At 28.7% G+C, this 14,293-nt stretch carries 14 protein-coding genes; all 14 read right to left on the bottom strand.

Annotation, left to right across the window (positions count from 1 at the left end):
• Positions 1 to 2 precede the first annotated feature (2 nt).
• The gene (locus D2A34_RS07650; RefSeq protein ID WP_079439877.1) at positions 3 to 704 is read right to left on the bottom strand and encodes a winged helix-turn-helix domain-containing protein; all 702 of its coding nucleotides are present in this window, start codon (positions 702 to 704) and stop codon (positions 3 to 5) included.
• 14 nt (positions 705 to 718) lie between these two features.
• A complete protein-coding gene (pgeF, locus tag D2A34_RS07645; protein ID WP_119366230.1) occupies positions 719 to 1,459 on the bottom strand; it encodes a peptidoglycan editing factor PgeF in 741 nt (246 codons plus the stop codon).
• A gap of 307 nt (positions 1,460 to 1,766) precedes the next feature.
• On the bottom strand, positions 1,767 to 2,216 hold the full coding sequence (gene nrdR / locus D2A34_RS07640; protein ID WP_079439879.1) for a transcriptional regulator NrdR: 450 nt from the start codon (positions 2,214 to 2,216) through the stop codon (positions 1,767 to 1,769).
• A gap of 71 nt (positions 2,217 to 2,287) precedes the next feature.
• Positions 2,288 to 2,551, bottom strand: coding sequence for a YlmC/YmxH family sporulation protein (locus D2A34_RS07635; RefSeq protein WP_079439880.1), 264 nt, complete (start codon positions 2,549 to 2,551; stop codon positions 2,288 to 2,290).
• A 36-nt stretch (positions 2,552 to 2,587) separates the two neighbouring features.
• Positions 2,588 to 3,361 (bottom strand): RNA polymerase sporulation sigma factor SigG, encoded by a 774-nt coding sequence (gene sigG, locus D2A34_RS07630; RefSeq protein WP_079439881.1) that lies wholly within the window; start codon positions 3,359 to 3,361, stop codon positions 2,588 to 2,590.
• An 82-nt stretch (positions 3,362 to 3,443) separates the two neighbouring features.
• Entirely contained in the window at positions 3,444 to 4,151 is a 708-nt protein-coding gene (sigE, locus tag D2A34_RS07625; protein ID WP_079439882.1) for an RNA polymerase sporulation sigma factor SigE, read from the bottom strand.
• Entirely contained in the window at positions 4,126 to 4,968 is an 843-nt protein-coding gene (locus D2A34_RS07620; RefSeq protein WP_119366229.1) for a sigma-E processing peptidase SpoIIGA, read from the bottom strand. Before D2A34_RS07620 ends, sigE begins: the two co-directional genes overlap by 26 nt.
• A gap of 469 nt (positions 4,969 to 5,437) precedes the next feature.
• Positions 5,438 to 6,571 carry a cell division protein FtsZ gene (ftsZ, locus tag D2A34_RS07615; protein ID WP_119366228.1) on the bottom strand — a complete coding sequence of 378 codons (1,134 nt, stop codon included), beginning with the start codon at positions 6,569 to 6,571 and terminating at the stop codon, positions 5,438 to 5,440.
• A 14-nt stretch (positions 6,572 to 6,585) separates the two neighbouring features.
• The gene (locus tag D2A34_RS07610; RefSeq protein WP_119366227.1) at positions 6,586 to 7,836 is read right to left on the bottom strand and encodes a cell division FtsA domain-containing protein; all 1,251 of its coding nucleotides are present in this window, start codon (positions 7,834 to 7,836) and stop codon (positions 6,586 to 6,588) included.
• A 322-nt stretch (positions 7,837 to 8,158) separates the two neighbouring features.
• Entirely contained in the window at positions 8,159 to 8,857 is a 699-nt protein-coding gene (gene sigK, locus D2A34_RS07605) for an RNA polymerase sporulation sigma factor SigK (RefSeq protein ID WP_079439886.1), read from the bottom strand.
• Between the two features lie 130 nt (positions 8,858 to 8,987).
• The gene (locus D2A34_RS07600; protein ID WP_119366226.1) at positions 8,988 to 10,607 is read right to left on the bottom strand and encodes a penicillin-binding transpeptidase domain-containing protein; all 1,620 of its coding nucleotides are present in this window, start codon (positions 10,605 to 10,607) and stop codon (positions 8,988 to 8,990) included.
• Positions 10,608 to 11,286: 679 nt separating this feature from the next.
• Complete coding sequence (locus tag D2A34_RS07595; protein WP_119366225.1) at positions 11,287 to 12,504, bottom strand: peptidase U32 family protein; 1,218 nt, start codon at positions 12,502 to 12,504, stop codon at positions 11,287 to 11,289.
• Positions 12,505 to 12,510: 6 nt separating this feature from the next.
• Positions 12,511 to 13,155, bottom strand: a complete 645-nt coding sequence (locus D2A34_RS07590) for an O-methyltransferase (RefSeq protein WP_079439888.1) — start codon at positions 13,153 to 13,155, stop codon at positions 12,511 to 12,513.
• Between the two features lie 17 nt (positions 13,156 to 13,172).
• Positions 13,173 to 14,198 (bottom strand): endolytic transglycosylase MltG, encoded by a 1,026-nt coding sequence (mltG, locus tag D2A34_RS07585; protein ID WP_119366224.1) that lies wholly within the window; start codon positions 14,196 to 14,198, stop codon positions 13,173 to 13,175.
• Positions 14,199 to 14,293 lie beyond the last annotated feature (95 nt).

Here is a 14,293-nt window from a genome sequence, read left to right as displayed (position 1 = left end):
AGCTATTCTGCCGGGTTAAATCTATAACCCACACCCCTTATAGTTTCTATAAATCTAGGATTTTTATCATCTTCCTCTATTTTCTTTCTTAAATATCTTATATGAACATCCACTGTTCTTGTTTCTCCTATATATTCATAGCCCCAAATCTTGTCCAACAAAGTTTCTCTTTTAAGAATTTTCCCTTTATTTTTTATTAATATTTGTAGTAATTCAAATTCCTTAAGTGTTAAATCTACTTTCTTATCGCTAATGTACACTTCATGCCTTTCAAAATCTATCTTTAGGTTTTGTGAGGTGAATACATCTTCTTCCACTTCATTAAATGAATTTGTTCTTCTTAATACTGCTTTTACACGTGCAAGTAATTCTCTAATAGAAAATGGTTTTGTTATATAATCATCTGCTCCAAGCTCTAGACCAAGTATTTTATCTAACTCTTCTCCTTTTGCTGTCAACATTATTATTGATGTGTTTTTCATATCATTGTTTCTTTTAATTTCTTTACAAACGTCAAACCCGTCAATTCCAGGCAACATTAAATCTAGTAATAATAAACTAGGCTTTTCTGCCTTAGCTATTTTTACTGCATCTATCCCATTATTGGCTGTAAAAACATCATATCCAACATTTAATAAATTAAATCTTAGCAATTCAATTATGTGTTCCTCATCATCAACTATTAATATTTTTTCTTTTGCCATATTAAATTTCCCCCTTAACGTAAAATAATAAAAGAAAACATCCTGCCATAAGACCCTTGAGATTTCCTATATGAATGTAATTTTACTTCTTCACTACAGTACGTACATAAATCTATACTATTAATATTTTCATCTTGAATTCCGGCTTTTTTTAAATCATCTAATATGCAGACTTCCAAATTTAGATTTCTTCCACAAAACAAATCTTCTTTTTTAATTTCCGTTTTCTTCTCTATAAATTTAAGCTTTAATTCCTCAGAAACCTCATAACAACACTTTCTAATATGAGGCCCAATATATGCTTTTAAATTTTTAACATTAATACTAAATTCTTTTTTCATTTTTTCTATTGTTTTAAATGTAATGGATTCATAGGTTCCTCTCCATCCGCTATGTATTGCGGCTGCGACCTTTTTTTCATCATCAACTAATATGATTGGTACACAATCAGCTGTAAAAACACCAATAATGATCCCTTTTTCCTTTGTTATTATAGCGTCTGCCTCTTCATCTTTAATACTTTTTCCATTCTCTATATAATTTAATATTTTATCACTATGAATTTGTTTTAGGTATATCACTTCATTGGCTCCAAATTCCTCTTTTAATGAATTGAGCTCTTTTATACCTTCTTCTGTATTTCTGTTAAAACTTCTTTCCTTCTCTGCATTTGTAAATCCAATATTAAATTCTTTACCATTTATTATAAAAAAATCTTCTTGCTTATCTAATACTTTTAAGTCCAATTTATTCACTATATTTAATCCTCCACTAAATTTATCTTATCACTTAAGGTATCCACTTAAATTTTATTTTTCTTCTTTATTATCAACAATATCTATGGATATATTTTTATGATTTATTTAGCATTTTACTTACTTAATCTTAACATTCTATTTAGCATTTATCAGCTTAATTAACTAAATTTTAACTTATATATAACAATATCATAAGATATTTAATTTAAATGGAATCTATATGAATTCCTCATTATTTTTATATATTATATCTAAACAATTATAAAAAGGACATTGAATTTATTCAATATCCTCAATAGTATAATTATGTTACGAGATTTTTTATTTCTTCTAAAAAAGTATTTATATCCTTAAACTGGCGGTATACTGATGCAAATCTTACATATGATATTTCATCCAACTCTTTTAGTCTGGCCATAACCATTTCTCCTATATCTTTTGATGGTATCTCTGTAAGCATACTATTAGATATTGTTTTCTCTATATCATAAGCTATATCTTCAATCTGTTTTCTAGACACAGGTCTTTTTTGGCATGCAATAATTAATCCAGTAATAATTTTCTCTTTATTAAAATTTTCTCTAGTCAGATCTTTTTTGATTACTAAAATAGGAAAATCTTCTATTTTTTCGTATGTAGTATATCGTTTGGCACATTTTAAGCATTCTCTTCTTCTTCGAATTGTTGTATTATCGTCTGTTGATCTTGAATCAACAACTTTACTTTCTTCAAATCCGCAAAATGGACATTTCATACTTTCATTCACCTCTTTGCTTTCGTGTATTAAAATCTTATAATCATTATACATATAATTTTAAAATATGGCTATATATTGTTTTCACTTACTTTTTCATTAGCTTTTACCAATATAACATCAGTGCCTATTTTAACTATATCTTTCCATAAGATTTCTTTTTCATCATCTTTAGCAAACCATGATTTTATTTCTCCAGGTAATATTAAAGCAACAATCTTATTATCTTCACTACTTATTTTAAAGTCTTTGATAAATCCTATTTTTGTTCCTGTTAATATATCTATTACCTCCATATTTCTCATAGCATTCAGTGAATGTAGTTCCAATTCCATAATTATCCCCCACAATTACAATATTATTAATCTCTTCTATACATGCTTCCTCATATGTTTTAAAGCTGTCTTTTCTAATCTTGAGACTTGCGCTTGCGAAATCCCAATTTCATCTGCAACTTCCATCTGAGTTCTACCATTAAAGAACCTTAAATTTAATATTAGTTTTTCTCTATCTGTGAGTTTTTTCATTGCTTCTTTTATGGAAATATTCTCAAGCCAATGTTCATCTGTATTCTTAGCATCACTTATTTGATCCATTACATATATTGCATCTCCTCCATCATGGTAAATTGGTTCAAATAATGATACCGGATCTTGTATCGCATCTAATGCAAACACTACTTCTTCTCTTGGTAATTCAAGTTCCTTTGCGATTTGTGAGATTGTTGGTTCTTTATTATTATCCTTTATAAATTTTTCTCTCATTATTAAAGCTTTATAAGCAATATCTCTTAATGATCTGCTTACCCTAATAGAATTATTATCTCTTAGGTATCTTCTAATTTCTCCAATTATCATCGGAACTGCATAAGTTGAAAATTTAACGTTCTGCGATAAATCAAAGTTATCTATTGATTTCATCAATCCAATACAGCCAACTTGAAATAAATCGTCTATATTTTCTCCTCTATTGTTAAACCTCTGAATAACACTAAGTACTAATCTCAAATTTCCCTTTATAAAAGTTTCTCTTGCACTTTTATCTCCATCTTTCATCTGCAGAAAAAGTTGTTTCTTTTCTTTCTCTTTTAGTATCGGGAGTTTTGAAGTATTAACGCCACATATTTCTACTTTGTTAATTATCACAAGTATTCACCCCTTCGAAAGTAATAATCCATTGCATTAAACATTATCTCCGATAGGCAATACTTTTATACTTGAAGACAAGCTAAATCATTCTACTAATTTCTTTTTTCAATCTCTTAATTATTTTTTTTTCTAGTCTTGATATATATGATTGAGAAATTCCAAGCATATCAGCTACTTCTTTTTGAGTCTTTTCTCTTGTCCCATTCAACCCAAATCTAAGCCTTACAATTTCTTTTTCTCTATCATTCAAACTCTTTAATGCCATAATTAATAATTGTTTATCAACTTCATCTTCAATCAAATTATATACAGTATCGTTTTCAGTTCCTAATATATCCGATAGTAGAAGTTCATTTCCATCCCAATCAATATTTAGCGGTTCATAAAATGAAATTTCAGCCTTTATTTTACTATTTCTTCGTAGATACATTAATATTTCATTTTCTATGCATCTAGATGCATAAGTTGCAAGTTTTATCTTTTTTTCCGGATTAAAAGTATTCACCGCTTTAATTAATCCTATAGTACCTACTGATATCAGGTCTTCTACATTTACTCCTGTATTCTCAAACTTTCTTGCGATATAAACAACTAGTCTTAAATTCCTTTCGATTAAAATACTTCTTATATTCTCATCGCCATCATTTAATTTATTTACTAAATCTTCTTCTTCATCCTTTGATAATGGCGGTGGCAATGCATCGTTGCCTCCAACATAATATAGTTTTTTTCTAAACAACCTAAATTTACAAACCAATTTATTAAACAGCAGAATTAACTTTTCCATAAACATCCCCCTCACACACTACTCCCCTTGATAATAAAGCGTTGAATTCATCTTCTTTACTCAACCGCTCCTTACATGGACATATTATCGCATCGATTTTTTCAAGTAAATAATTTTTATTTTTTATTTTTATATTATTAACTCTGATACCTTTAAGACTACCGCCATACCCTATGGAACTATAAAGTATATTATATGTATTTTTATCGTTAAAGTTCAGATGATTTATTAGATTTCCTTCAATTAGAATACATGGAAGATTTGTGATGGGTTCCCTTAATTCATTTCCAGTATCTAAAAAACTTCTAAATTTACAATGCTGGCCCTGCACTTCAAATTCAATTTCAAAAATATATTCATTTGTAAATATTTTGTCTTTTATATGATCTATAAGTCTACTAAAAATAATATATATTATCATGATTCCTAGCATAATATATTTTACGGAGTACTTTTCTATTTTAAATGTACTTCCAATCAAATATATATTTTGCCTTAAAGAAAACAAAAAACAAATTCCACTTAGCGCACAAGTTATTAATAAAAAAACAAGTAATAATTTAATCATATTAAGGATGCTTGTCTTTCCATACACCATTCTAAGCATTATTATAGCTACTAATAATTCGCAAGGTAACGATGCTATTATATTAAGTTTTGGAATTATCAAGACTAAACTATATACACCACCGATAAAACCTGAAATAACTAAAGAAACCATTTTACATTTATGCCTTATACACTTCATTGTTATACTTAACAAAAAGAAGTTAACTATAAAATTTTCAAAAATAAAAACATCAGCATAAATTTCCATTGTAACTCCTCCAGTCTTTCTGGATTTATTATATACTTAATTAGTTTAAAAATTTGTCACAATCACATTAAATAATTTTGTTTTTTTTATTAAACTTTTTACATATATTTACACTTTATTTTTTTGTTTACATTTTATATTTAAAACCATCCTAATGACTTAAAATATATTCTTCTATATTACATAAATCACCAGAAACTTGAACTAAATATTCATTACGCTCTTTTATTTATTTATTTATTTATTTGTTTATGATTTAGACGCAAAAAAATAGAATGTAACTTTGAATAGTCTAAAAATTTACTTATAGCTTCTGTAATAAACTTAAGTAACATAATTGCACAATAAATACAATCATTTATACTTAAATAATATTTAAGAAACTTTTTTTGCAAATTTCTAGTATCTAAAACAAAATTTCATTCTATTTAAATTTACTATTTTAAGACAATACAATAATATCTATATGTTAATGTCTTTTTTGTCTTCTCAAGAAAACTGGAATATCCAAATCATCAGCTTCATAACTATTAGAGCTTATTTCTGGTTCTTTTACATCAACAGCAACTTCTGGTTCTCTCTTTATTGGTTCTTGTGCTTGAACCTTTTTAGGCTCTTCTATAATTTGATTCATTCCTATTCTATTATTTTCACTTTCAAATCCTGTCGCAATAACTGTAATTCTTATTTCTTCAGTAAGTGTCTCATCAATTACTGCTCCAACAATTATATTTGCATCTGGGTCAACTGCTTCACGAACAACATCTGCAGCATCATATACTTCTAAAGCACCAAGGTCCGCACCACCAGTAAAGTTTATAATAACATCTGTTGCTCCATCTATTGATGTCTCTAAAAGAGGAGAAGATATCGCTTGCTTAACTGCATCTTGAGTTCTGTTATCACCTTTACCAAATCCAACGCCCATATGAGCTAATCCCTTATTAAGCATTACTGCTTTTATATCAGCAAAGTCAGCATTAATTACCCCTGTTATTGTAATTAAGTCAGAAATTGCTTGAACACCTTGTCTTAAAACTTCATCAGCTAGTTTAAACGAGTCCAGCAATGTTGTTTTCTTATCTGCCATGTTTAGTAATCTTTCATTAGGAATAATTACTAATGTATCAACTTTTTCTTTTAATGTTGCTATTCCCATTTCAGCGTGTCTCATTCTTCTTTTTCCCTCAAATGGAAATGGTTTAGTTACTACTCCAACAGTTAGTATATCCATAGATTTAGCTATTTCGGCAACAATTGGAGCCGCACCAGTACCTGTTCCTCCGCCCATTCCAGCAGTAATAAACACCATATTTGCACCTTTAATTGATGCTGTTATTTCCTCTCTACTTTCTTCAGCAGCTTTCTTCCCTATTTCAGGATTTGCTCCAGCTCCTAAACCTTTTGTTAACTTTTCCCCTATTTGAATTTTTTGATTTGCATTAGAAAGCATTAATGCTTGCTTATCTGTATTTATTGCAATAAATTCAACATTTTTTAATCCTTCAACGATCATTCTATTTACGGCATTGCTTCCACCGCCACCACAACCAATTACCTTAATATTGGTTAATTCTTGCATATCTGTCTCAAAATCTAACAAAACAATTCCTCCCCTTAAAAAATCTTACCAAAAAAAACTTTAATTTTTTTTAAAATATGATTTTCAACTTCAATATTGTGTAAACATTCTTTTTCATTAATTTTATCATTACTTTTATTAGTTGGAACTATGATAGCATCCTCTAATAAATTTAATCTATCATATACTTCCTTGGCTATAGCTAGAGAAGTTATATTTTCTGGATTTTTTATTCCTAAATCTTTTTTTCTTACAACTTGGGTTTTTATCTTAAAAATTTTACGAATAATTTCGCCTATATCTTCAAAATAGTTTATACCATCCCCATATAGAATTATACTACAAATTCTATCATAATGACCAGTATTTTTTAATTTCATATTAATATGACTTAATATTTCTTCTATCCTCGCATTTACTACTTCATAAAACAATTTTCTGGATACTTTAATAGTTCCTATTTCAGTTTCATCCGGAAGAGAATCATCTATATACAAAGATTTGTAATTACTCGAATAAATTTTTTTTATATTATCGGCTTCTAAAAAAGAAAATTCTCCACAAATAGCCAGATCATTGGTAATATTATTTCCTCCTACTGGTATACTACTTACACTTTTAGGGATTCCATTATTAAACACTGCTATTTCAGTAATTCCAGCACCAATATCTACTAGCGCAATATACTCCATAGAATTTTTTTCACTTAAAAATATTTGTTTACCAGCTAATATATTTAGCTTAATAGAATCTATATTATATTTGGTATCCTTAAAAATTTCATAGTATTTTTGAATCTCTTTTTTTTCTGCAATTACTAAAGTGAGGTTAATCTCCAGTCTTTTCGCTTTCCAATTAAGTATATCTTTATGTATCACCTTGCCATCTAGTATATAAAAATTTATTAAAATATCTACTATAGATTCATCATTACTTATAGTAATACTATTTTGAGCCTTTTTTAATGCTTTTATTATATCATGGCTCTTTACCTTATCCTCATCTAATTCAACAATAACTGTTGTCTCTGTTATTCTTACTTTATTTGAAGATATTCCAATTGCTATTCCTTTAACGTTCTTACCTGTCTTTATCTCTAATTCACTTAATAAATTTAAAACATGGGCTTTACATTTTTCACTATCTATCAGCATTCCTTTTTCTATACCTATTGATTTACAAGATTTAACTGCTAAAATATCTAAATTTTCTTTTCCTCTCACTGCTATAGTTGCAGAGAATTTCTTACTGCCAAAGTCTATGGATGTAATTATATCTTGCTGCATAATTAAGCCTTTCCCTTCTTTAGTAGAAAGAATCTACTAATTGCAATATATTCAACATATTTACTAAAATTCCTCTTTTATTTATGTAGTTTTTTTGATTTTTTGCTTATTATTCCCTATTTATTTCTTCTATTGCTCTCTCAAGACATAGTATCACTAATACTCTTCCATAAAAACAGGGTGCTATATTAAAAATAGCACCCTTCGTCTAAGTATGTCAATATTTCTTTATATGAATAAAATATTTCTATCTTTATCACTATCACTTCTCAAAAATTACTTTTTTATTATATAAAAAAATTCTTGATATAATGAATGTTTATTAATTTCTTGTAAATAACTCCTTCTTTAATTTTTTCAATGCTTTCTTTTCTATTCTTGATACATACGAACGGGAAATACCTAAATTTACTGCAATTTCACGCTGCGTCTTACACTTTCCATCTATCAGCCCATATCTCATTATCAAAATAGCACTCTCTCTCTTAGTTAATGATTCTATCAATTTTTTATATAAAGCTTTAACTTGTAAATTACTCTCAACCTTTTCTAAAACGCAATCTTTTTCACTGCTTAATATATCCATTAAACAAAATTCATTACCCTCTTTATCAACTCCAATTGGATCTTGAAGATAAATTTCACTTTTTTGCTTTTTATTATTTCTAAAGAGCATTAGAATTTCATTTTCAATACATCTTGATGCATAAGTAGCAAGTCTAGTACCTTTACTAGAATCAAACGAATCGATAGCTTTTATTAACCCAACTGTACCAATGGATATTAGTTCATCTACATCCTTATTAGGAAATGAATATTTTTTTACTATATGAGCAACTAATCTTAGGTTTCTTTCAATAAGGATACTTTTTGCTGCCTTATCTCCTTCTTTAAATTTTTTCAAATACATTTGTTCTTCGCTTTCATCTAATGGTAGAGGGAATGTGTTACTGTTTGTCACATATCCTGTCAATAGAAACGAATTTAGAAACAAATCTATAAAGCTATTTAATATAAACACCTTTTTCCTCCATAGCAGTGCTTGATATTATAATATGTTTATATTTAATAAAAGTTGCTTATACTTCTTTATTTTTTTTCGCATACTTATAAACTCATCATAAAAGTCATTTATATTAAATTATTGCCTATCAATCTCTCATATTTAATTTTTTAACTATATCTTTAAATATTGGTGCCGCTGTATCTCCTCCGCCTAAGTCTTCGTTGTCAGTTCCATTTAAAGATGGTATATCTGGAGTGAATACTACCATTGTATAATTCTTATCACCTACACTAAAGAATCCCGCAAACCAACCATGTGTCTGACCATCGCTGCCAGTTGAAGTACCAGTTTTACCTCCTATATCCAGGTCACCAACATATGCCTTTATACCCGTGCCCTTTATAACCACTTGCCTCATAGCATTTTTAATTAATTTAGCAGTTGTCTGACTATATATTCTTTTCTGATCAGTTTTAAATTCCTTTACAGCGTTATCGTCCTTATCTAATATGCCTTCAACTATATATGGTTTTTCATACACTCCGTTATTAGTTATAGCATTTATTGCTCCCAACATCTGTACTGGCGTTACATTCATACATTGTCCTATAGATATATTGTTTATCCCTAACTCTTCACTAGGTTTTACTCCCTTAGCTTCATTTACTATTCCACTATTTAAATTTAAAACTCTATCATATAAACCTAATGATTTTGAATACTCCATTAGTTTTTCATATCCGACTTTAGATCCTATTTCCGCAAATATATCATTACAGGATTTCTCAAATGCTTCTTCCACTGTTAATTTACCATATACCTTTTTATCTATTTTCCCAGATCCTATAAAAGTATCATTGATATTTATTAACCCCATATCTAAGGCTGATCCAAGAGTTATTATTTTATAAATAGATCCTGGCTCGTATCCTATTTGCTGAATTCCTAGATTTATATTAGCAGCACTTTCATCTTTTTGAACCATAGCTCTGATTCTACCTGTGTCGCTTTCCATTATACTCACACCTATATTCCCCAAATATGAATACTGTTCGTTACCCAAAATTTCTCTTACTTTATTCTCCATATCACTATCTATTGTTAATTTTAAATTTCTATTACTATCGCTTACACTTACTGATTGTTTTGCATATACTGCCCTATTATCCAAATAAAATTCACTTTTAGGTTTTTCATTATCCTTTAAATAACCGTACAATTGACTTTGGAGTGATCCTTCTTCATTACCTTCATCTAATATTTTTGATAACATACTGCTAACACTCCATGCCTTTTTAGTGTCAATTTTATCTGCAATATAAGTATATATTCCTTTTATATTTTTCAAATTATTTATTTTATTATATGTATCTTCAGAAATATTAAAATATATTTTTCCACTTTGCTTCATTATATCCGTATAATTAAAATCAGGATTTTCAGACTTCATAATAAAATTTAAAGCCATTAAGTCTTCTAGTGTTTCTTCATAATTATTCAAACTGAATGGTCTTGTATCAATTACTAGTACATATTTTTTATCATATTTCATCAAATCTTTTCCATTTGTATCTAGAATCATATAATTCATGTCACTTATATTTTCTTCTTGATGGTTCTGATAGGAGCCTAAGACTCTTTCAGACGGATATATTTGTAATAAATACAAACGTGTTGTTAAAATCACTATAATAGTAATAAATAAAGATAAAACTTGCACTAACCTTTTATCTCTATAAAATTTTTCAGTAAAAATATAAAACACCTCCCTACGCTTAAATTCTAGCCTTAAAGGAGGTGTTTTATTCAACTTAGCTTAGCATTATGTTGTAACTTACCGAAATTATAAACATTTTTATTCCGAAAAACTATGAAAATATCGCTGAAGGTTCTAAGTTGCAGGTTGCATCCACTTTAGCATGCTCCAACTTTCAGTTTGACAAGCTAAAGTGGAACAACCTACAACTAAGAACCTTTAACAGCTCATTTTCAAATGTTTTCTCCACAAAAATGTTTATAATTTCTAGTGAAGATATCAACTTAAAGTTTTAGCAAATTTGTAAATATGTTCATCTAATAAATCAAACATCCAATCAGGAAATCTACATATACAAAGTATGAATTTGATTTATGCTTTGAAATATTTTCCATGCCAGAAAGAGAAGGTACTCTTTTTCGCAGTGTTGCATTGAAAAGATAGCTGTAGGTATTTCTTCAGTAAAAGTTGTTCCAGTTCTGCTTGTCATTAGCTCGCCTAAGGAACAAGCAGGACTGGTGCAACTTTTACTGATAAGTGAGAGTCCAAATTTTATATTTGGCTACTCGAACTTACTCAGCGGACAGAGTGAGTCGAGTTTCACTTCCCCACAGTTATGTTTTCTAGCAACCGAGAAACAGAGTACCTTCTCTTTCGGTTGGTTATATGCATAATTCTAAGTTAGGTGCTATTTATCTTTAACTATTAAATCTTTAACCTTTAGAGGAATATCAACTCTAACTTTATACAGCATTTTTGCTCTAGGTGCCGATTCAATTGGAGTTCCATTTTCTTCTGTCATATCGTGGAGAACAATTTCAAAATTATCTCCTTCTGGTCTTAATATTTCTACTGTATCTCCATTTAATACTTTGTTTTTTTGCTCAATAGTCGCAATTTTAGTTTCTTCATCGTATTCTCTTACTATTCCGATTATATCTGCATTTCTAATATAAGCTGAATCTTCATAAACCTGTTCAGCAGTTTGCCCATAGTAAAAACCTGTATGGTATTGCCTATGACTAACTTTGAATAAATTTTCCATCCATTTCGGATCAAATTTATAATTATCAGGATCTTTCATATATGCATCTACTGCCTGCCTATATGATTTTACTACAGCCGCAACATAGTATACGCTTTTCATTCGTCCTTCAATTTTAAGAGAATATACTCCTGCTTTAATCACATCATCTATATGTTCAATCATACATAAATCTTTTGAGTTCATTATGTATGTTCCCTTTTCATCTTCATATACAGGGTAAAACTCATTCGGTCTTTTCTCTTCAACTAAATGATATTTAAACCTACATGCCTGTGCACAAGCACCTCTATTAGCATCTCTTCCAACCATATAATTTGAGATCAAGCATCTTCCTGAGTAACTTATACACATTGAGCCATGAACGAATGCTTCAATTTCACATTCTTCAGGTAAATTGTCTCTCATTGTTTTTATCTCAGTTAAGCTAAGCTCTCTAGCCATTACTATTCTCTTAACACCTTGATCGTACCAAAATTTAGCCGCTCTCCAGTTAACATTATTAGCTTGAGTGCTTAAATGAATTTCTAAATTTGGCGCAACTTCTCTAGCTGTTGCAATTATTGCTGGATCTGATGCTATTATTGCATCAACACCTGTATCATACAATTCTTTTATATAATCTTCAACGCCAGTTAAATCCTCATTGTGAGGAAAAACGTTCATTGTTACATAAACTTTTCTATCTCTATCATGAGCATATTGTACACCTTCTTTTAATTGCTCATTTGTAAAATTATCAGCAAATGCTCTTAAGTTTAATTTGCTTCCTCCAAGGTATACAGCATCAGCCCCAAAATCTATTGCTATTTTTAGTTTGTCTAGATTTCCTGCTGGTGCTAAAATTTCTGGTCTTATCATTTAAATTTACCTCCTCTTAGTAACTGCAATTCCATCTCCCATAGGTATGACAGACGTAATTAAGTTTTCATCTTGAGTAACTAATTCCAAATAAGTCCTCATTCTTTTTACTATTGTTATTTTTCTTCTTTTTACTAATTCTTGAGATGCTACCATCCCTCTAAATAATACATTATCAGCTATTATTATACCATCATTTTTTAATAATCTTAAACAATGAGGTAAAAAATGATTATAATGGCCTTTACCTGCATCCATAAAAATCAAATCAAAAGGTTCCTCTAATCTTTCTAAAACTTCTAGGCAATCTCCCTCTTCAATTTTTATTTTATGACTTAATTCGAACTTTTCCAAATTAGAATTTGCCAATTCTATCATATTCTTATCACGTTCTATTGTAATTATTTCTGGCTCTGTTCCTGAAGATTGATACATCAATATAGAAGAAAATCCTATTGCTGTTCCAAGTTCTAATATTCTTTTAGGCTTTTTCATACTAGTCATAAATTCAAGAAAAACTCCAGTTTCTTTTTGAACAATAGGTACATGGTTTTCTCTTGCAAAATCCTCTATCTCTTTTAAAATACCATTTCTATCAGGGATTAATCCTCTAATATATTCCTCCATATAGTCATATGTAATTTCACTCATAAATTTCCTCCACGATTCTAATATCCTAACTCTTTTTTCTTCTTTAAAAATTCATCATAGTTATTAGTAAAGTAATGTGATCCATCTACCTGCAGTATATAATATAAATAGTCTGTCTTTTCAGGTATTAATGCTGCCTTTATGCATTCTATTCCCGGATTTGATATAGGCCCAATCGGCAGTCCATTATATTTATATATATTATAAGGTGAATCTATTTCTAAATGCTTGTTCAATACAACATCTACATGATATCCCAATGCATAGATTACTGCAGCATCTATTTGAAGTTTCATGTTCTTTTCCAGTCTATTATAAATGACTGATGAAATTAAAGGTCTGTCTTTAGGAATTCTAGCCTCTTTTTCGATTATTGATGCTACTGTCACTATCTTTTCTATATCTTCATTTTTAATATCAATCTTATTTTCATCTTTTACTCGGTTTAAAACATCTTCAAATCTATCAATCATAAGTTTGATTATAGTGTCCGCATCAGAACTTTTTTCAATTAAATATGTATCCGGGTATAAAAATCCTTCAAAATTATATCTTTTTTTCTTATCAGCCTTTATGTAGCTAGGTAATTCATAATTATTAACTGCCTTTAAAAATTCCTCTTTTGTACAAATGCCTTTTTCTTCTACAGTTTTAGCGATATCTTCAACTGAATACCCTTCTGGTATAGTTAGCTTTACCAAATCCATATCTCCGGCTTTATTTTCCAATGAATTTATCAAATTTTCTAATGTTGTATTAGTATCTATTTCGTATATACCTTCCACTAATTCTATATTCCTTTTATCAATAGCTAAATTTAATTTAATAAGAAACTTATTATTTAATTTGTTAGCTTTATCTAGGTCATTTAAAACTTCGTAAAATCCTTCACCTTGATTTATTTCAATAATAATTTTACTTTCATTAGATTTAAGTGGATTTTCTATAACTTTATTATAAAATATTACAAATAGCACCGATATTGAGAATAAAAAAAATATAAACAGTAACATTAGTTTTCTAAAAGGCTTATATTTATTCATAAACTTTCTCCTAGATATAATTAAAAGTAAACAGCCAAATAAAGACCATTTACTTTAATTATATTTATTTTATTCAATATTTAAAGTGTTTTCAG

This window comes from Clostridium chromiireducens, from assembly GCF_003575225.1.
Classification (GTDB): Bacteria; Bacillota; Clostridia; order Clostridiales; family Clostridiaceae; genus Clostridium; species Clostridium chromiireducens.
The sequence above is the reverse complement of the archived record's forward strand: the minus strand, read 5'-3'. Positions and strand labels throughout refer to the sequence as shown.

What these genes read in the sequence shown, in the direction of transcription:
- D2A34_RS07650 (WP_079439877.1), bottom strand. Translation starts at nt 704, where the DNA reads ATGGCAAAAGAAAAAATATTAATAGTTGATGATGAGGAACACATAATT.
- nrdR (WP_079439879.1), bottom strand. Translation starts at nt 2,216, where the DNA reads ATGAAATGTCCATTTTGCGGATTTGAAGAAAGTAAAGTTGTTGATTCA.
- D2A34_RS07635 (WP_079439880.1), bottom strand. Translation starts at nt 2,551, where the DNA reads ATGGAATTGGAACTACATTCACTGAATGCTATGAGAAATATGGAGGTA.
- sigE (WP_079439882.1), bottom strand. Translation starts at nt 4,151, where the DNA reads ATGGAAAAGTTAATTCTGCTGTTTAATAAATTGGTTTGTAAATTTAGG.
- D2A34_RS07620 (WP_119366229.1), bottom strand. Translation starts at nt 4,968, where the DNA reads ATGGAAATTTATGCTGATGTTTTTATTTTTGAAAATTTTATAGTTAAC.
- D2A34_RS07610 (WP_119366227.1), bottom strand. Translation starts at nt 7,836, where the DNA reads ATGCAGCAAGATATAATTACATCCATAGACTTTGGCAGTAAGAAATTC.
- D2A34_RS07595 (WP_119366225.1), bottom strand. Translation starts at nt 12,504, where the DNA reads ATGATAAGACCAGAAATTTTAGCACCAGCAGGAAATCTAGACAAACTA.
- D2A34_RS07590 (WP_079439888.1), bottom strand. Translation starts at nt 13,155, where the DNA reads ATGAGTGAAATTACATATGACTATATGGAGGAATATATTAGAGGATTA.
- mltG (WP_119366224.1), bottom strand. Translation starts at nt 14,198, where the DNA reads ATGAATAAATATAAGCCTTTTAGAAAACTAATGTTACTGTTTATATTT.